We start from the raw sequence: 18,825 nt of genomic DNA on the forward strand, positions 1-18,825 counted from the left end.
CTAAGGAATCGGGTGGTGCACGGTCACCAACTTGGTGCCGTCCGGGAAGGTCGCTTCGACCTGTATATCGGGAATCATTTCCGGCACGCCCTCCATGACATCGCAGCGCCGCAGTATCTGTGTACCCTGAAACATCAATTCGGCCACACTCCGGCCGTCACGCGCACCTTCCATGATCGCGGCCGTAATCAAGGCGATACTTTCCGGGTAATTGAGTTTGAGACCGCGTGCCTGCCGCCGCTCGGCCAGCAAGGCTGCGGTAAAAATCAGTAATTTGTCTTTTTCTCTCGGACTTAGATCCATTATTTCTCCTGTTACGGCCAGCGCCGACAATCGTGCAAGTAGCGACTCAATACTGTGGATACAGCAATAATCAAACCAGCTTTCAGCTATCCCTGGGGACAATATTGCGACATCCGGGTGCAGCATCGCACATTTTCAGTGCAATGTTTCCACAAGTATGCAAAAATACTATACCCCCCTATGCTATTTATACCTTCATGAGCCATACTGTTAAAGACAAACAAAAATTACTTAACCGAGTACGCCGCATCCGCGGCCAACTCGAAGCGATAGAACGCGCGCTGGAAGAAGAAAAAGGCTGCATGGAAGTACTGCAGCAAATCACCAGTTGTCGCGGTGCCATGAACGGCTTAGTCGCCGTGGTACTCGAGGAACACATTCGCACCCACCTGGTGGCGGCCGAAGCGACCGATGCACATGGCGACGCCCAGCAAGTGCTGATCGATGTCGTCAACAGTTATTTTAAATAAGGCAGATACCCATGACCGACCTTTCCAACTTGATCATTGCCGGCAGCAGCAACGCCTGGCTCTTCATTCCCAGTGCCATCGCTCTCGGCGCCTTACACGGGTTAGAACCAGGCCACTCGAAAACCATGATGGCGGCCTTCATCATCGCCATCCGCGGTACCATATTTCAAGCGGTGCTGCTCGGCGTGGCCGCAGCCTTATCGCATACCGCCGTGGTATGGGCGATTGCGCTGGCCGGGCTGTACTTTGGTCAACAATGGAATAATGCCGTCTATGAAGCGTATTTCCAAATTGCATCGGCGCTACTGATCATCGCCGTCGCCGCCTGGATGCTCAGAAATACGTGGCAAGACCAGCACCATGCTGAGCACGACCATGATCATCATGAGCACGAGCACGATCATCATGAGCACGAGCACGATCACCAAGATGCCCATGAACGCGCTCATGCCCAAGACATACAGCAACGTTTTGCCGGCCGCAGCGTCACCACGCCACAAATCCTGGTCTTCGGTCTCACCGGTGGCTTAATTCCCTGTCCGGCCTCGATCACGGTTTTACTCTTGTGCTTGCAGTTGAAAAAAGTCGCTCTCGGTGCTACCTTGGTGTTGTGCTTCAGTTTAGGATTGGCACTGACCATGGTCTTGTCAGGCGTGCTGGCAGCGCTGAGCGTGAAACATGTGGCGCGTCGCTGGAGTGGTTTCGGTGAATTTGCCCGCAAAGCACCCTACATTTCCAGTGCCCTGATCTTATTGGTCGGATTCATGCTGGCCTACCAAGGCATACGCGCATTGCCGTAAACGTCAGCGCGGCCCCATTCTTATTGCGAGTCATATCATGCTTAATAAAATGCTTAGCCTCACGCTACTAATTTTGGTTCTGCCAGCATCCGCAGCCTCGAGCAATCAAACTTGGCAACGGGTGCATATCGGCAGCGGTGGCGGTTACGATTTCCCACTGTATGCCAACCATGACTTACAGCAGCCACTGCCGTTGGTGCGTGAAGTTATTTTAGTACAACACGGTGTACAGCGTAACGGCGATGATTACTTTGCCGAAGCGATGACATTACTGCAGGCAGCCGGACGCAATAACGAGGAAGTGCTGATCATCGCACCGAATTTTCCAGCCAAAGCCGATCTGGCCAAAGGATTTACCGACTTGCCCTTATGGAGCTCGGCCGGTTGGAGCGGCGGTGACTATGCCGTCTCCGGCAGCGCGTACGAACTCAGTTCCATGCGCGTCTATGATGATTTGCTGACGATGCTGACGCAAAAAAAACAGTTTCCGGCACTAAAAAAAATCACCGTGGCCGGCCACTCCGGTGGCGGGCAATTGGTACAACGTTATGCCGTGCTCAATCAAGTCGATGAAACCGTGCGCCAGCACGGTATCGCGCTCAGCTATATCGTCGCCAATCCGTCCTCGTTTTTATACTTTACAGCCGAGCGCCCGAGCGAGCACGGCTTTGTCAATTATGATACCAGCCTGTGCCCGGCTTACGACCAATATCGCTACGGTATGCAAGCAATGGTAGCGTATGCGCATCAGATCAGCGGCGCGGCAGCCTTTGAACGCTACCGCCAGCGCAAAGTGACTTACTTAGCCGGCACTGCCGACAATGACCCACAACATCGCGTGCTGGATAAATCCTGCGGGGCCGAAGCCGAAGGAGCGACGCGTCTGGCACGCGCCCGTAATTATTGGCAATATGAGCAGCATTTGGCTGGTGCACGCAGCTTGGAACAGCATCAGCGCTATGAAGTCATCGATGTCGGGCATAACCAAAGCAAAATGTTCGGCTCACAGTGTGGCAGCCAATTATTGTTCGGCGTCCCGCGCGCCGACGGTGCCGCCTGTCGCATGATCAGCAGCGATAACAACACTAATCAGCAAGCAAGCACAGATCGACCTGCGCAAACCAATACAACGGGTACAATGAGCAACCCTGCCGCCACCCCGCCATAATAATCGATGACTTTCTCCTGGTTCCCTTCCCTGATTTCCACCGATGGCAGCACAATGGTCTTCGCCAATGTATTGCTACAACAATTGGGGCTACCGGTACCGGCAGTACCAACTTTGATGCTCAATGCCAGCCGCGCACCAAACTTCGGCACCCTGCTCACGCTGCTGCTGGCCGCGGTCAGCGCCTCGCTGATCGCTGATTTAATCTGGTTTCAGGCGGGGAAACTGTTCGGTTACAAGGTCTTGACCTTACTGTGCAAACTCTCGATCAACCCGGGATCCTGCGTCAACCAAACGGAAGCGCGCTTCATTCGTTGGGGCATGTGGTCATTGGTATTCGGTAAATTCATTCCCGGCTTTTCTACCGTCGCACCGCCGGTGGCCGGGGCGCTCGGCATGTCGCGCAGTAAATTCTTAATCGCCTCGGCAATCGGTGCCGGCTTATGGGCGGGTTTGGCATTGCTGCTCGGTTACGCTCTGCAGGCACAGATAGCGCTGGCACTGTTGCTGCTGGCTGAACATGGTATACAAATCGCCGCCATCTTCGGCACTCTCCTGGCGCTGTGGCTTGGTGTTAAATTCTGGCAAAAGAAACGCTTCGAATACTTGGCTTTGATGCCGCACATCAGCGCCAAGGAATTACAACAATTGTTAGCGTCAGATACCAAACCACGCGTCATCGATTTGCGCAGTTATGCGCTGATTCGAGAAAGCGGTATTTTTCCCAATGCGCTGGTACGCGAAATGAATCATGTCGGCGATCTGGTCAATGCAATCGGCTTCGATCAAACCATCGTCACGCTGTGCGCTTGCCCCGCCGATGCGGCGGCAGTCGATGCCGCACACACGCTCAAAGCGCTTGGTTTCCTCGATGTGCGCCCACTGAGCGGCGGCTTCGACAGTTGGCAAGCGTTACAGACCGAAGCGCTTACATCAGCATAGACATCAAGTTTGCCAGATACGCGGAACCACCGCCTCACGTCCCATCAAGGCCGGACGTAAGTGCTGCCAGACCAACTGCTGCCAAAGACGCGCCGTTTCACTGGAATTTCCGAGATAACGGGCGACAATCACCGATTTCATCTGGCTCACGCCACCTAAAGCAGTTTCTTCGCGCGCTGCCAGCAGCGCACTGCTTTGCGCCCGCAAAGCCTGCAAGGCAGCAGCGCTGAGCGGGTTGCCGCAACCGAGCACGCTGGCGCAAACGCTGCGCCCAGCCAAACCCAAAGGACTCTGCATGGCCGCGCCAGCGCCCTCGATACTGCCCTGTTCATGCCAAATCAATTGCTCACCGCGCAGAATACGACTGCACTGAGTAATCGTACCGGAGGCATAACGTTCGGCCGCAGCACTGCGGCCGAAACAAAAAATATCGCTGCTGATGAAGCTGGCTTGCTCGTCGAGTTGCACGGTCTGATTCAAGATCACCCGTGCGTCATCGAAAAAAATACTTTCCTGTGGCAACCACTCAAGCTGCGCGCCAGCAGCGACGCGCAGAGCAATGTCTTGTTGCGAAATCTGGCCATTACTGCGATACCATTTGGCCGCTCCTGGCGTTGTGATCAAGACCCGCGTGTCGGCAGCGACATGAACTTCGGTCTTGAGCCTGTCACCGCCAACCACACCACCAGGCGGATGAATGATGATGGCATGGCAGACTTCCGATCCTTCCGGGTACAAAGTTTTTTGCACCCGCAACGGCCCATGGTGGCGACAATGGGTAAGGCGTGTGCTGGTCGCATCGCGCTGAAAGCCAAGCTGCAAATGAGCTTCCCAATCGGACGAGGTCGGCGCGCGCGGAAAAACTGGGGGCGAATTCATAAAGTTATGTGTTAGCAAAACAAGCAATATACCGCCCTATTGCGCAAAATTCCAGCGGCCTGCGCCTCACTGCCGTGTCGATCTCGCCCCTTGCTCGATCTGAGCACCCACATAACGCTGCGGCAGCGCTTGGCAGACCTGCACCAGCTAGTGCTCTGGGCGCTGCCATTAATCGCAATGCGCTCAAAACCAATCGGGAAAAAGCGTCAGAAAATCCGGCCGTTCCCGGCGTATTTCGGCATGCAAGCGCTGCAATTCATTTTGCCTATCCTGTTTCACTGCAGGAGAGTCGGCGGTGGCGATTCGATCAACTAACAAAGTATGCGCAAAATACAGTCGAAACAGGAAAAAATTGTTTTCTTCAGCCACACTACGGCGTTCAATTTTCATCTGAGCCGCATGGACGGCCCGCAAACCATCGATCAAAGGCTGCGGCGCAGAAGATAATTGTTGTAGCGAAAAATGCTGATAAATCCGGTCATTGGCGGCGCTGATCGTTTTTGCCAGCGCATCATCACCGAGCACATCGTTGACGAACCTCAGTGCAATCAGCCATTCTTCAGCCTGCTGTAATTGCGCCGGGTCGCCAGGCTGCGCCGTGCTGATCACAGCGAGCAAATGAATACGATATTTCTCTGCCACACTATGCAGCAAAGCCGGATCAGGATCGTGCATGCCTTGCAGCAGATCGAAATTATATCGACAACTTTCCATATCCTCGCACGCATTCTGATCAAGCTGACTTTGCACGTAATTGCGCACCATCGCATCATGCAAAAAATTGTACTGCGTTATGTTGCATCCAGCGACCCGAAAAACCGGTATGCGTTCGGCGTACTCACGCATACGCACTATCGATTCATCTAGTTCGGCGCGGCTTCGTGGGCTCAGATTTATACTCGCAAGCAAACACTCAAGGGTGCGGCGCGCCGTAGTCGAACCACGTGGTGGGCGATCGCTGTTGAGAATGAGGTAATTACGGTACTGTTGCGTGCGCTGCGCTGGCGACGGCGCGGCTCGCGTAATGGCAGCCTGCGCCGTCACCCGCGCCGCCAATTGCCAACTAGGCCATAAGCCCTCGATCTGAACCAAGCGCAGCAGTTCCGGCGATTCTGCCCGGCCATCCAACTGCTCATGTGGCTGCGCCGCCGATGCCAGCGGCGGACTACTGCGATTGCTCACAGCCACAAGCTGAGCGGCCATATCCTCTTCCGTCGCCGCTGAGGGCGCGGCTGCTAATGGGGCTCCGACTGGGGTACGACTAGAGACTGGCGGTGCAAATAATAAAGCACGTAAGATCGGTGAACTTGGCGGCGAAGTTGGTACACCATTCATAAATCACTTTCTAAAAAAATGCTCGGCAATATGTTCGTCCCACTCACGCTGCAATGATGCGGAGCTCAATCGCGAATCTCGCTCAATTCCCTATTATTGACTTTCAAAATTCGACCATAACAACCCGACGAACGGTGCCATACCAGCGCGTATTGCGCCTAAAATCTGACCTCTAAGCGGCAGTCTTGCATGCCGCTTTATTTTAAAAAATAACTGGTAACATCGTTTTTTTATTTACTTGATACGCCATCGCCATGCCATTTCCCATCCTATCTGAACTGTCACGTTTGTTTTCTTTTTCACTCCGCAGCAACGCCGAGCACGTGCCGAGCAATGCCATGGAACGCGCTGCCACATGGCAGGCATGGGCCAATGCCGCTGCCGCCGGCAGTGCAGAACAGCGCGACATCGCGCTGGCACGCCTGCTCGATTGCCAACAGCGTGAACTCGAAACTCTTGATCTATGCGAGCTGGAACTGCGCAGCCTGCCGCCCTTTCTGCCAGAACAATTACAGCGCCTCGAAATCGCCGACAACTTGATCAGCAAGCTCCCGGACGACTTACCACCGACACTACGCGTACTCATCGCGAGCAACAATCCTTTGACGGCATTACCGAAACAATTGCCCCCGCAATTGGAACACCTGGAAATCGCCGACACACACATCAACACCCTACCCAGCAACTTGCCATCGACCTTGCGCACCCTGATGCTCAACTATTCACCGATACAAGTACTGCCCGAGGATCTTCCCAGCGGCTTGCAGATTCTGTTCGTCAATGGCACCTTGATACGCCACTTACCGGACGTGCTGCCAGCGGCGCTGCGCATGCTCAAAGTCGAATATACTTTACTGCGCGAATTGCCGACTCCCTTGCCACCCGAGTTAACCCATCTCGACATTAGCCATACCCGCATCACGCGCTTACCGGTACAACTGCCCCCCTTACTCGAACTACTCAGGGCCGGACATACCCGTCTGCGACGCCTGCCGCCACTACCGCCCACACTCAACTATCTTGACCTCAGCTACACCCGCATCACCCGCCTACCGTCCGATTTTCCGTCGCATCTCAATATCCTCATGGTTGACCATAGCCCTTTACTGAGATTACCTGACCCGCTGCCGCCGAGCTTAGTCTACCTGTCGGCCAGCCATACCCGCATCAGCGAACTACCGTCCGAATGGCCAGTTGGCTTGGTCTATTTTTACCTACCTGAAAGTCTGGCTAATTCCTACGAAGACACTGCCGATGTGTCTGAATATAGCCGAGAGCAATTGCACAGCATGCTCTGCGATCTGATTGAAATTTGGTATCCAGCGTCACAACAAGTAGCAGCGCAAACAGCTTGGGACGCACTCTACACAGAAGATAATGCGGCCGCGTTCATCCACTTTCTGCACGATTTACCCCGTACCATGAACAGCCGCTTACCCTCGTTCCGCGAATATATGCAAACTTGGCTGACTCAACTGACGCAATCAGCAGCTTTGCGCAGTGAAACATTTTTACTCGCGCACGGGGCCACCGAAAGCTGCGAAGACCGTCTCGCGCTGACACTGGCACACATGCAGCATTGTCAGATCAAGCATGCCGTACTCGATGGTCAATACGATGCGCAACTGGAGAATTTGGTGTTACGCGGTCGCGAACTGTATCGACAGGAAGTACTGGAAAGCTTCGCACATGAAAAAATCATTCAGCAACAAAGACTTAGCGAGGCCGACGGTATGCTGCCGCATGAGATCGATGAAATCGTGATTCACTTAGCTTATTTGGTGGCCTTGCGCGAAACGCTGGCATTGAATTGTATCGTGCAGGAAATGTACTTCTTCAGCATTGCCGGGCTCAGTCAAGATGATCTGGCGGGCGCTGCTGCTGCCGTGCGGCAGAGCGAGAATGCCGGCTTTGCCATGTGGCTGGCCAATTGGGAACCGTGGCAAAGTGCCATGCAACGCTTAGACGGCGCACAGCATGCGCTGGCACAGGAAAATTTAAGTACACACTTAGAGCAGCATTTTGACGACTTGCTCGAGCAAAGTCTGCAGACACTGGCTCTAGACCCCGACAGCGCGGCCTATGACAACACCAGGATACGCCTCGGTGCCGAAATCTTACAACGCGAACGCAGCAGGCACAATTGGGCCTACACGGTAGAATTTATGCGTCGTCAAAATATGCACTCACTGTTAGCTCCGGCTTGGCCAGAGCAAAATCAGGCGGCCATGCCGCCGCCATTTATACCGCCAGATGGCGTTTGATGTCAGCACCGTCCATCAAGCTTTGGTCGCCGGCTGCCACCACTTCACCGCGTGACAAGATCACAAAATGGTCGGCCAATTCGCGTGCGAAATCAAAATACTGCTCACACAGCAATATCGCGATATCGCCGCGCGCGCGCAGCATGGCAATCACGCGGGCGATATCTTTGATGATCGATGGCTGTATACCCTCGGTCGGCTCATCAAAAATAATCAGCTCCGGCTCGGCCAGCAAAGCGCGCGCAATCGCCAATTGCTGCTGTTGACCGCCCGATAAATCACCACCGCGACGCTGGTGCATCTCTTTCAGAACCGGGAATAATTCATAGACCTCAGCTTTAATGCTGCGCGCCCGTGCGGCCGACAGACTCGCCATACCCATCAGTAAGTTTTCTTCCACGGTCAGACGAGCAAATATTTCGCGCCCTTGCGGTACATAGGCGATACCGCGTGCAGCGCGCTGATGCGGTGCCAGCCGATTGATATTCTGTCCCTGAAAAATCACTTCCCCCTGCGCCACCGGCAAGACTCCCATCAGGCATTTCAACAAGGTGGTCTTGCCGACGCCATTGCGACCTAATAATGCCAGGCACTCGCCCTTGTTCAGACTCAGCGAAATTCCCCGTAAAGTGTGGCTGGAGCCGTAATATTGATGTAACTGTTTGACTTCCAACATAGTATCCCTGACTTTTCAAATGATATGCACTCGTTACGCTGCGCGGCCATTACCGACCGAGATACACTTCGATCACCCGCTCATCGGCCTGGACCTGCTGCATCGTTCCTTCCGCCAGTACGGCCCCTTCATGCAGCACCGTCACCTTACCCGCTTGCGCGATTTCGGCCACAAAACCCATATCATGTTCGACCACCATCATCGAATGCTTGCCGCGCAAATCATTGAGCAATTCTGCCGTGCGCGCCGTTTCCGCATCTGACATACCGGCTACCGGTTCATCGAGCAAAATCAGCTGCGGTTCTTGTATCAACAGCATGCCGATCTCCAGCCATTGTTTTTGACCATGCGAGAGCAAGCCGGCGCGGCGATCGGCTTGGGTATGCAGTCCTATCAACTCCAGCGTCGCGGCGATCTGATCACGTTGACTGCTGTTAAGACGAGCGAACAGGGTAGACCAAACTCGCTTATTCATTTTCAGAGACAATTCCAAATTTTCAAACACGCTGTGCTGCTCAAACACGGTCGGACGTTGAAATTTTCGACCTATACCGGCATGCGCAATTTCCACTTCGCTCATCGTACTCAAATCAAAAGTTTGACCGAAAAATGCCGTACCGGAAGTCGGCCTGGTCTTACCTGTAATGACATCCATCATCGTGGTCTTGCCGGCACCATTAGGGCCGATGATACAGCGCAGCTCGCCGACCGACATATCGAGGCTCAGATGCTTGATCGCACAAAAGCCATCGAAGGAAACCACGATATCTTCCAAATACAAAATTGCGCCATGACTGGTATCAAGCCCGACCGGCTTGGTACGCCCATAAGAAACCCCTTGATCACCGGTAGCAGATTCATACTGCTGGCCCGGGCGTAACACTCCGCTCATTACCTCAGTCATGCATCCTCCGGAGTTTTTTTCCATTTTGCGAACAGACCAAGCACACCTGTTTGCATGAATAAAGTCACCAAAATAAACAGCAAGCCCAGCGCATATAGCCACAACTCAGGAAACGCCGCCGTAAACCAACTCTTCAAGCCATTCACCGTGAAGGCACCGATAATCGGACCGAGCAAAGTACCGCGCCCGCCGACCGCCGCCCAAATCACCATCTCTATCGAATTTGCCGGTGACATTTCAGAAGGATTGATGATGCCCACTTGCGGCACATACAAAGCCCCGGCTATCCCGCACAGCACCGCCGACAGCGTCCAGACGAACAGTTTGAACCATAGCGGGTCGTAGCCGATGAACATCAAGCGGCTTTCGGCATCGCGCACCGCTTGCAAAACACGACCAAGTTTCGAACGGACGATGGCACGGCAGAGCACTAACACCGCCAGCAATATCACCAGCGTGATCAGGTAGAGTACCGCACGCGTGCCGGGGGCAGTCAGGCTGTAACCGAGAATGCGTTTGAAATCAGTGAAACCGTTATTCCCACCGAAACCGGTATTATTACGGAAAAACAGCAACATGAAGGCGAAGGTCATGGCCTGGGTGATGATGGAAAAATACACTCCTTTGATACGCGAGCGAAACGCGAAGTAACCGAACACAAATGCCAACACCCCCGGCACGGCGACCACCAGCAGCATGCAATACCAAAAATTGTCGGTCATGGCCCAATACCACGGATAAGTTTTCCAATCGAGGAAGACCATAAAATCAGGCAGCGTGCTTTGATATACGCCATCACGGCCGATGGCACGCATCAAGTACATCCCGTGCGCATACGCGCCGAGTGCGAAAAAAACGCCATGACCGAGTGAGAGAATGCCGGCATAACCCCAGACTAAATCCAGTGCCACGGCCGCCAAGGCATAACACATGAATTTCGCCACCAAGGCGATGGCGTAGGCGGAAATATGCAGCGCATGTCCATCGGGAAAACTCAGATTCAACACTGGTAACAAGGCCGCGATCAAAGCACAAACCACGATGGCACACCAAGCCGGACGAGAAAATAACGAGGCAATCATTCTACACTCCTGCCCTTGAGAGCAAACAGACCTTGCGGACGCCGCTGGATGAAGATGATGATGAAAACCAGTATCACAATTTTGGCCATCACGGCTCCAGCCAAAGGTTCGAGAAATTTATTCACTTCCCCCAAGCCGAAGGCCGCTAAAACCGTGCCGGCCAATTGACCGACACCACCAAGCACCACCACCATGAAACTGTCGACGATATAATTCTGCCCAAGATCGGGCCCGACATTACCCAACTGTGACAAGGCAACCCCGCCAAGACCGGCAATCCCGGAACCTAAGCCGAAGGTCAGCATGTCAATCTTGCCGGTCGCAACGCCGACACAATCAGCCATGCGGCGATTTTGTGTCACGGCTCGTACAAACAAGCCTAGTCGGGTTTTATTCAAAATCAGCCAGACTGCCGCCACCACGGCGAGCGCAAAGAAAATAATGATGATGCGGTTATACGACAATACCAACGAACCCATCACCGTCACTCCGCCCGACATCCACGAAGGATTGGCAACTTCGACATTCTGGGCCCCGAAAATCGAGCGTACAGCTTGCATCAACATCAAGCTGATACCCCAAGTGCAGAGTAAAGTTTCGAGCGGTCGGCCATATAACCAACGGATCACGCTACGCTCAAGCAGCATGCCGATACCACCGGAAACCAAGAAAGCCGCCGGCAGCGCCGCCAGCAAATAAGCATCGAGCGCGCCGGGAAAATAATGACGGAATACCATTTGGCAGACATAGGTGGTGTAAGCACCGATCATCAATAACTCACCATGTGCCATATTGATGATACCCATGAGCCCGAAACTCACCGCCAGCCCCAGTGCCGCCAATAGCAAGACACTGCCGAGCGAGACACCATAAAATAAATTACCAATCAACTCAGTCCAGGCGATGTGACGGTCGATCGCCTGCAAACTCGCCACCGCGGCGATGCGTATCGCGGCCTCAGGCTCACTGTCGCTGCCATCGGCATTTTTTGTCAGCATTTTTTGTAATTGCGGCCGCAAACCGGCATTCGTACTGTTGATCAGCGTTTTGACGGCTGCCAGACGCAAGGCAGCATCGTCCGACTGCAAGTTGGCGGCGGCAATCAATAATTGCAGTTCGGCCCCGACTTGTGGATCTTTCTCTTTGATGTAAGCAGCATTGAGCAGAGGTAGTTGCTCAGGTGTCGCCTGCTTTTGTAAAGCAATCGCCGCCGTCAGACGCTCTGCTTTATTACTGGAAAATAATTGTATGCCCGAGAGTGCACTCTGCAAGGCCCCGCGCAAACGATTATTGAGAGGAATGACATCCGCACCGTCAGGTAGGTTGGCTGTCACGCCGCTACTGAGGTCGGTGGCTTGTTCGCCGACTGCCAGGTACACGGTATCGCCCTTAAAGTACAGTTCCTCTTGATTCAGTGCCCGCAGCGTGGCGGCGGCCTCAGCGCTACCGAGTGCGGCAATGCTGTTGACAGCCGCAATACGTGCATCCGGGTCATCGCCGGCCAGTGCTTTACACAATGCCACATCGAGCTTCGCCTGGGCCTGATAACTGAGCAGCAGGATGCCACAACAGAGCAGTATTTTTCGCAATATCATCAAAGTACAGACCTCGTTTGGGTAGCAGTAAGCTCGGCCAGCATTGCCCCTGCCGCCGCCAGCGGCGACAGGGCAATGCGAAGATGGATCAGATTCACTGCGCGCGGCTACGCACAGCTTGAGCGGCAAAATCAGAGTTTCTGTTTGCCTTCGTTACCAACAATGAAAGGACTCCACGGCTGCGCGCGGATCGCTTCCTTGGTTTTGTAAACCACACTGAACTGGCCATCCGCCTTGATTTCACCGATCATCACCGGCTTGTGCAAATGGTGATTGGTCTTATCCATCACCAACTCAAAGCCAGATGGCGCTTTGAAAGTTTGCCCACCCATCGCGGCGATGACTTTATCGGTATCGGTCGATTTGGCTTTTTCTACCGCCTGCTTCCACATATAGATACCGACGTAGGTGGCTTCCATAGGATCGTTGGTCACGACGGTAGCGGCGTTAGGTAATTTTTGCGCGACCGCGTAGTCTTTCCATTTTTTGATGAAAGCGGTATTGACCGGATTTTTAACCGATTCAAAATAATTCCACGCTGCCAGATGACCGACCAAAGGTTTGGTATCGACACCGCGCAATTCTTCCTCACCGACCGAGAATGCGACGACCGGCACATCGGTCGCTTTCAGACCGGCATTGCCAAGCTCTTTATAGAACGGCACATTGGAGTCACCGTTAATGGTCGAGATCACCGCAGTTTTGCCACCGGCAGCGAATTTTTTGATATTGGCCACGATGGTTTGGTAATCGGAATGACCGAACGGTGTGTAGACTTCATCGATATCGCTGTCTTTCACACCTTTACTGTGCAAGAACGCGCGCAGTATCTTGTTGGTCGTGCGCGGATAAACATAATCGGTGCCGAGCAAGACAAAACGCTTGGCCGCGCCGCCTTCTTTCGACATCAAATATTCCGTAGCAGGAATCGCTTGCTGATTCGGTGCGGCACCAGTGTAAAACACATTTTTTTCCAGCTCTTCGCCTTCATACTGCACTGGATAAAACAATAAACTGTTCAATTCTTTAAATACCGGCAGCACCGACTTGCGCGACACCGAAGTCCAGCAACCGAACACGACCGAAACTTTATCTTGGCCCACCAATTGGCGTGCCTTCTCTGCAAACAGCGGCCAGTTCGAGGCCGGATCGACCACCACCGGTTCGAGTTGTTTGCCAAGTACACCGCCCTTGGCATTGATCTCGGCGATCGTCATCAAAGCAACATCTTTCAACGATGTTTCCGAAATCGCCATCGTCCCCGACAGCGAATGCAAAATACCAACCTTAATCGTGTCGGCGGCGAGTGCCTGCGACATCCAACTTGTGGCGACGGCTAAGGTCAAGGCTTTCAAAACGATACGACGTGTCATGTTTGCTCCAGAGAGTGATTGAATGAAAGGTAAATCCGCTTCCACCTCAGAGATAGCAGTTTGCGTGCCAGCAATGCTCGCAGCAAAAACCAGAGCAGAGATCACTTATTGAACCAAAACAGGGAGAAACCAGCTCGTCATCTCGCCACCGCTACGGAACGGGATTTTTCGGTGCGAAGCTGAGTGAAAAACGTGCACGCTCAGCCAAACAAGCACCTCAGCCCCTGACACTGCTTAAGGCATGCGCGGATAACCGGTGATATCGGCAATCTCCTGATACAAAGGCTGCAAGCGTGCATACATCTTCTGATACACGCGCCGATACAGTGCATCGTAGATGGCGACATGTGCGGCAATCGGCTCAAAGCGTTGACCTACCCGCGTCATAGCCGTCATCGCGCTGTCGAAATCGGCATGCAAGCCCAAACCGACGGCAGCATCGATCGCCGCCCCCAGCGCCGAGGTTTCATAGATATGTGGACGCGTGGTTGGCAAGCCGAAAATATCGGCGGTCAACTGCATGGCCGCATCGCTTTGCGAACCACCACCGGACACGCGCAATTCCGTGATCGCCACACCGCTGCGCTGTTCAATACGCTCCTTCCCTTCGCGCAACGCATACGCCAAGCCTTCGAGTATGGCCCGATACATATGCGCACGCGTATGCACATCACCGAAGCCGATGATCGCTCCCTTGGCCTCGACACCGGGCATCTTGATACCCGGCGTCCAGTACGGCTGCAACATCAGACCCATGGAACCGGGTGGTACGGCATTGACCAAGTCATCAAACAATTCTTCCGCCACCCCACCGCGCAGCGCTGCCTGTGACTGCTCAGGGTGACCGAATTGCTCCTTGAACCAATTGACCATCCAATAACCACGAAAAATCTGCACCTCCGTGCTGTATTGCCCAGGAATGGCGGCCGGATACGGCGGAATGTAAGGCGTCACTTCCAGATAGCGCGCACTGGTCGTATTAATGGTGGCCGTGGTACCGTAGCTGAGACAGCCGATATGCGGCAAGCGACAGCCCGCCCCGATCACCTCGCAAGCCTTATCAGCCGCCGCCGCCACCAAGGGCGTACCGAGCGGGATACCCGTGGCTGCTGCGGCCGCGGCCGTGATCTGCCCGATCAGCGTCCCTGGTGCCGCCAAATCAGGCAAGCTGGCGCGTCGCACCGCCAGCGCCTGCCATTTCCAGTCAAACTTGCCGGCCCATTTCAAGCGCTTATAATCAAATGGCAGATAACCGACTTGCGAACCGATGGAGTCGATGAATTTTCCGCCCAAACGATAATTGAGATAACCGGACAGCATCAGATAATGCGCCGTCTTTTCCCAAATCTCCGGCTGCTGCGCCTTGATCCAGTTGGCCTCGGCCTCGCCACGAAAATAATTGATGGTTGAACTCACACCGGCCAATTTAAACAGGCCGCGCCACAGCACATGCAAGGGCGGCACATCATCGGTGCGACGTTGATCGAGCCAGGTAATGGCTGGGCGCAGCGGCTGACCGGCGGCATCGAGATTAATCACCGTACCGCGCTGCGTCGTCACCGCGACTCCGCGCACCGCCGCCGGCAGCGCACCGCTCTCGGCCCAGAGTAATTGACAAGCACGGCACACCGCCTGCCAATATTCTTCCACATCGTGCTCGGCCCAGCCCGGCTCGGTAGAAAAATAGGCGGTCAACGCCACCTGCGCTTTGGCAACGATATGCCCGTTCAAATCAAATAAAATCGCGCGCACACTTTGCGTACCATTATCGATTGCCAGAATAGTCGCTTGCGTCATAAGGAGAGCTCCACTGGTGTTGGCATGATCATTCCGTCGCAGGCAAAGCGTGACAAGTCTGCCACAACAGCAAATAAGCCGCTACTTCCTGCTCCCAACGAGCATCATCCCACCCCAGTTCCGGCTGACAGATGGCGCGAATACGCGGTAATTGCGCCACACCGCCGCCGCGCAGTAACAAACCGATACGGGTACGCCGCAACAGCAAATCCTCCAGATGGCACACGGCTTCACAGCGCGCCGCCCAACGTAACTCTACCCACAGCGTCAAGGTTCCGGCGATCAGTTCCAGCTCACCAGTCTGTGCCGCCGCCAACACTTGCGCTGCCAAAGCGCCGTAGTGACCGGCCAAACGCGCCGTCTGCGAGGCTGGCAAACCCGGCGGAGCGAAGCATTCAGCACTCACGTCAAACAAAGCCGTATTGCGCCAATCGGGCCGCCAAGCCGGCAACAAGGGGGCTAACTGGCGCAAGGCGTCGAGTGCAATCAAGCGAAACGTGGTCAGCTTGCCGCCGGCAACCGTCAACAAACCGCGCTCCAAGCAAATCGCATGATCACGCGTTTCTTTGGAGGGATCGGCCTTGCCACTGCCGACCACCGGTCTTACTCCGGCATAACTGGCGATGATATCGGCGCGTGTCAGGGCCAGTGCCGGAAACTGAAATGTCAGCGCCACCATCAAATACGCCAGCTCGGCCGCAGTGATGGCCGCCTCCTGCTGCAAATCATCGGTATGATCGACATCGGTCGTTCCAACCAAGGTCGCGCCTTCCCAAGGGTAAATAAAAACCGGCCGACCATCGATAGGATGCATCAGGCTGACAGCCTGCGCTACCGGCAAGCGCCAACTCGGCAGAATCACATGACTACCACGCAGCGGCCGCAAACGCGCTGCTGCACCTTGCTGCGCGCGCAAACGGTCGGCCCAGGCACCGGTGGCATTGATCACCGTCTTGGCTTGCAGTGTCAGCAGCGTACCAGTTTGCGCATCGCGCGCGACCACACCATGGGCACGCTCAGCGGTATACATAATCGACTCGACCGCGACATAATTGAGCGCCGTCGCACCGTAAGCCTGCGCCTGCTGCAACACCCGCAATACCAAGCGAGCATCATCAGTTTTCGCATCGCTGTAACACAAACCGCCCTTAAGACCAGCACGCAAAATATGCGGTGCCAAGCCTAAAAACTCATCGGCGCGAAAATAATGCCGCGCGCGCTGACCGGCCATAGCATCATAAATCGCCAAACCAAGGGAAAACAACCAACGCCCCGGACGACGACCACGGTAATCGGCAAAGGCAAAACTCTGCGGCTCGACCAAACCGCAAGCACCACTCATCAAAGCTTGCCGTTCGCGCACCGAATCGCGCGTGAGAAAAAATCTTCCCTGCTGGATATAACGCAAACCACCATGTACCAGCTTGGATGAGCGACTCGAGGTACCCCAGGCGAAATCACGCTGCTCTAGCAGTAACACTTTCAAACCACGGCGCGCCGCCTCCAGCGTGATGCCGGCCCCGGTTATGCCACCGCCAATAACGATCACATCCCAGTCGGCGACAGGGTCCAGCGCGGCCTGCACATGGGCCGAACGCGGCGCGCTCATGTCAGCCGCTCCGGCAAAGTTTTGTGCGGGTTCATCATTCCCTCAGGATCAAAATGTCGGTACACCGCCGCCATCGTCGCCAGACCAAGCGCGCCTTTCTCTGCTTGCAAATACGGCGCATGGTCTTGGCCGACACCATGTTGATGACTGATGGTACCGCCGTGCGCAACGATCGCCATGGCCGTCGCCGCTTTCAGGCGCTGCCAACGTGCCAGATCGCGCTCATAATCGCCACTGAGGCGAAACACAAAAGTGCTATAAACACTCGCGCCCTGCGCATACATGTGTGACAAATGGGTATACCCATGCACGCGCTCGCCGTCTTGTGCAAAGGCCTGCTGCGCCGCGCTTTCGAGTGCCGTCATCATATTTTTTACCTGCGGCCAGTTGCACGCGGTCTCCACCGTATCGATGGCATACCCCTGCTGCCACAGGCTGTTACGCAGATAAACGTTCTTGAAGCGACCATGCCGCCATTTCTCGCCGATGGCCCGACCAACGGCAATACCGCCGTGTGCCCGCGCCAGTCGGCGTGCTGGTGCCAGCGCAGTGCGTACTGCCGCGGCATCACCACTGGCACCGACCAGCAACAAACAGCGCTGCTCGCCACAGCCGCGCCACGCCAAATAACGCTGTAGCAAGGCGAGCAGCCGGCTCGCTCCAGCCAACTGCAAACTCGTCGCCGTTTCCGCCGCATTTGACAAACGCAGCATCGACAAGCCCGGCACAGCACGGACAATTTCCATCACGGCGCTTTGCGCCGCATCCCACTGCGGAAAAAAGAAAGCATGAAATTCTTCCGTCGCCGGCTGTGCTCGCACCCGCACCGTCACCTCGGTGAGGATGCCGATACGTCCTTCCGAGCCAAGCACCAACTCGCGCAAATCGAGGGCCGCGGCCGAGGCGGGAAAACTCGGCAAGCTCAAGGTTCCGCGCGGCGTTTCAACCCGCCCGCCGGCAAACAGCTGCTCGATGCGCCCATAGCGCAACGATTGCTGACCAGATGAACGTGTCACCACCCAACCGCCCAAGGTCGAATACTCGAACGATTGCGGAAAATGACCGAGCGTGTAAGCATGCGCGCGCAACTGCGCCTCCAAATCAGGGCCAAATACCCCGGCACCAAACGTCGCCAGCTGCGCCTGCGTATCCAAATTCAGCAATTGCGACATCCTGCGCATATCAACCGAGATCACAGCACGCGCCGTCAGCGGTACCGTCAGGTGACCGACTACACTGGTGCCACCGCCATAAGGAATCAAGGCGATGCCATGCGCGCTGGCATGCGCAAGCAAGTTGGCGACCTCGGCACTACTCTCAGGAAAAGCCACCGCATCGGGCACGGCATCAATACGCCCATAACGCAGCTTGAGCCAATCCGGCAAGCTCTGTCCCACACTATGCCGTACCCGTAACTCGACGTCACAGTCGTACAGCGGATGCGGCGCCAGTCGGCTGGCGGCTACGCCGGCACACACCGCTGCCAAGCTGGCATCGGCCACGGTACTGCCGACACCGATCTGGTGACTCAAAAATTCTGCCGCCGTCGGTGCCAGCACTGATTCAATGGCGTCATCGCCCCATCCATTCCAACGTCGCATCGCGCTTCCCTTGTTATACTCGTGACC

Annotated in this window: 16 protein-coding genes; 5 read left to right on the top strand and 11 right to left on the bottom strand. The window is 55.1% G+C overall.

Annotation, left to right across the window (positions count from 1 at the left end):
- Positions 1-303: an urease subunit gamma gene (locus RHM61_RS19040; RefSeq protein ID WP_322248881.1), complete on the bottom strand. Its 303-nt coding sequence runs from the start codon at positions 301-303 to the stop codon at positions 1-3.
- 197 nt (positions 304-500) lie between these two features.
- On the opposite strand from RHM61_RS19040, the gene RHM61_RS19045 reads away from it, so the two are divergent.
- The 4 genes from RHM61_RS19045 to RHM61_RS19060 are packed head-to-tail and all read left to right on the top strand — an operon-like array spanning position 501 to position 3,683.
- Complete coding sequence (locus RHM61_RS19045) at positions 501-773, top strand: metal/formaldehyde-sensitive transcriptional repressor (protein WP_322248882.1); 273 nt, start codon at positions 501-503, stop codon at positions 771-773.
- 11 nt (positions 774-784) lie between these two features.
- Positions 785-1,573, top strand: a complete 789-nt coding sequence (locus RHM61_RS19050; RefSeq protein ID WP_322248883.1) for a nickel/cobalt efflux transporter — start codon at positions 785-787, stop codon at positions 1,571-1,573.
- A 37-nt stretch (positions 1,574-1,610) separates the two neighbouring features.
- Positions 1,611-2,741, top strand: a complete 1,131-nt coding sequence (locus RHM61_RS19055; protein WP_322248884.1) for a hypothetical protein — start codon at positions 1,611-1,613, stop codon at positions 2,739-2,741.
- Positions 2,742-2,747: 6 nt separating this feature from the next.
- Entirely contained in the window at positions 2,748-3,683 is a 936-nt protein-coding gene (locus RHM61_RS19060) for a VTT domain-containing protein (RefSeq protein WP_322248885.1), read from the top strand.
- A 3-nt stretch (positions 3,684-3,686) separates the two neighbouring features.
- Here the strand turns inward: RHM61_RS19060 and RHM61_RS19065 are convergent, their stop codons facing one another.
- Positions 3,687-4,562: an urease accessory protein UreD gene (locus RHM61_RS19065; protein WP_322248886.1), complete on the bottom strand. Its 876-nt coding sequence runs from the start codon at positions 4,560-4,562 to the stop codon at positions 3,687-3,689.
- Between the two features lie 183 nt (positions 4,563-4,745).
- On the bottom strand, positions 4,746-5,765 hold the full coding sequence (locus RHM61_RS19070; RefSeq protein ID WP_322248887.1) for a hypothetical protein: 1,020 nt from the start codon (positions 5,763-5,765) through the stop codon (positions 4,746-4,748).
- 386 nt (positions 5,766-6,151) lie between these two features.
- Between RHM61_RS19070 and RHM61_RS19075 the strand changes: the two genes are divergently transcribed.
- Entirely contained in the window at positions 6,152-8,161 is a 2,010-nt protein-coding gene (locus RHM61_RS19075) for an NEL-type E3 ubiquitin ligase domain-containing protein (RefSeq protein WP_322248888.1), read from the top strand.
- On the opposite strand, the gene urtE is transcribed toward RHM61_RS19075, so the two are convergent.
- The 8 genes from urtE to RHM61_RS19115 all read right to left on the bottom strand — a co-directional run bounded on the left by urtE (position 8,139) and on the right by RHM61_RS19115 (position 18,798).
- Positions 8,139-8,837, bottom strand: a complete 699-nt coding sequence (gene urtE, locus RHM61_RS19080) for an urea ABC transporter ATP-binding subunit UrtE (protein WP_322248889.1) — start codon at positions 8,835-8,837, stop codon at positions 8,139-8,141. The two genes, RHM61_RS19075 and urtE, sit on opposite strands and share 23 nt — an antisense overlap.
- A gap of 49 nt (positions 8,838-8,886) precedes the next feature.
- Entirely contained in the window at positions 8,887-9,741 is an 855-nt protein-coding gene (gene urtD, locus RHM61_RS19085; RefSeq protein ID WP_322248890.1) for an urea ABC transporter ATP-binding protein UrtD, read from the bottom strand.
- Complete coding sequence (gene urtC, locus RHM61_RS19090) at positions 9,738-10,823, bottom strand: urea ABC transporter permease subunit UrtC (RefSeq protein WP_322248891.1); 1,086 nt, start codon at positions 10,821-10,823, stop codon at positions 9,738-9,740. The genes urtD and urtC overlap by 4 nt, the downstream gene beginning before the upstream one ends.
- Positions 10,820-12,418 carry an urea ABC transporter permease subunit UrtB gene (gene urtB / locus RHM61_RS19095; RefSeq protein ID WP_322251138.1) on the bottom strand — a complete coding sequence of 533 codons (1,599 nt, stop codon included), beginning with the start codon at positions 12,416-12,418 and terminating at the stop codon, positions 10,820-10,822. The genes urtC and urtB overlap by 4 nt, the downstream gene beginning before the upstream one ends.
- 131 nt (positions 12,419-12,549) lie before the next feature.
- Positions 12,550-13,791 carry an urea ABC transporter substrate-binding protein gene (gene urtA / locus RHM61_RS19100; protein ID WP_322248892.1) on the bottom strand — a complete coding sequence of 414 codons (1,242 nt, stop codon included), beginning with the start codon at positions 13,789-13,791 and terminating at the stop codon, positions 12,550-12,552.
- 234 nt (positions 13,792-14,025) lie between these two features.
- Positions 14,026-15,588 (bottom strand): FGGY-family carbohydrate kinase, encoded by a 1,563-nt coding sequence (locus RHM61_RS19105; RefSeq protein ID WP_322248893.1) that lies wholly within the window; start codon positions 15,586-15,588, stop codon positions 14,026-14,028.
- A gap of 28 nt (positions 15,589-15,616) precedes the next feature.
- Complete coding sequence (locus RHM61_RS19110) at positions 15,617-17,197, bottom strand: glycerol-3-phosphate dehydrogenase/oxidase (protein ID WP_322248894.1); 1,581 nt, start codon at positions 17,195-17,197, stop codon at positions 15,617-15,619.
- Positions 17,194-18,798 carry an FAD-binding oxidoreductase gene (locus RHM61_RS19115; RefSeq protein WP_322248895.1) on the bottom strand — a complete coding sequence of 535 codons (1,605 nt, stop codon included), beginning with the start codon at positions 18,796-18,798 and terminating at the stop codon, positions 17,194-17,196. The genes RHM61_RS19110 and RHM61_RS19115 overlap by 4 nt, the downstream gene beginning before the upstream one ends.
- Positions 18,799-18,825: the final 27 nt, after the last annotated feature.

This window comes from Undibacterium sp. CCC3.4, assembly GCF_034347425.1.
GTDB lineage: Bacteria > Pseudomonadota > Gammaproteobacteria > Burkholderiales > Burkholderiaceae_D > Undibacterium.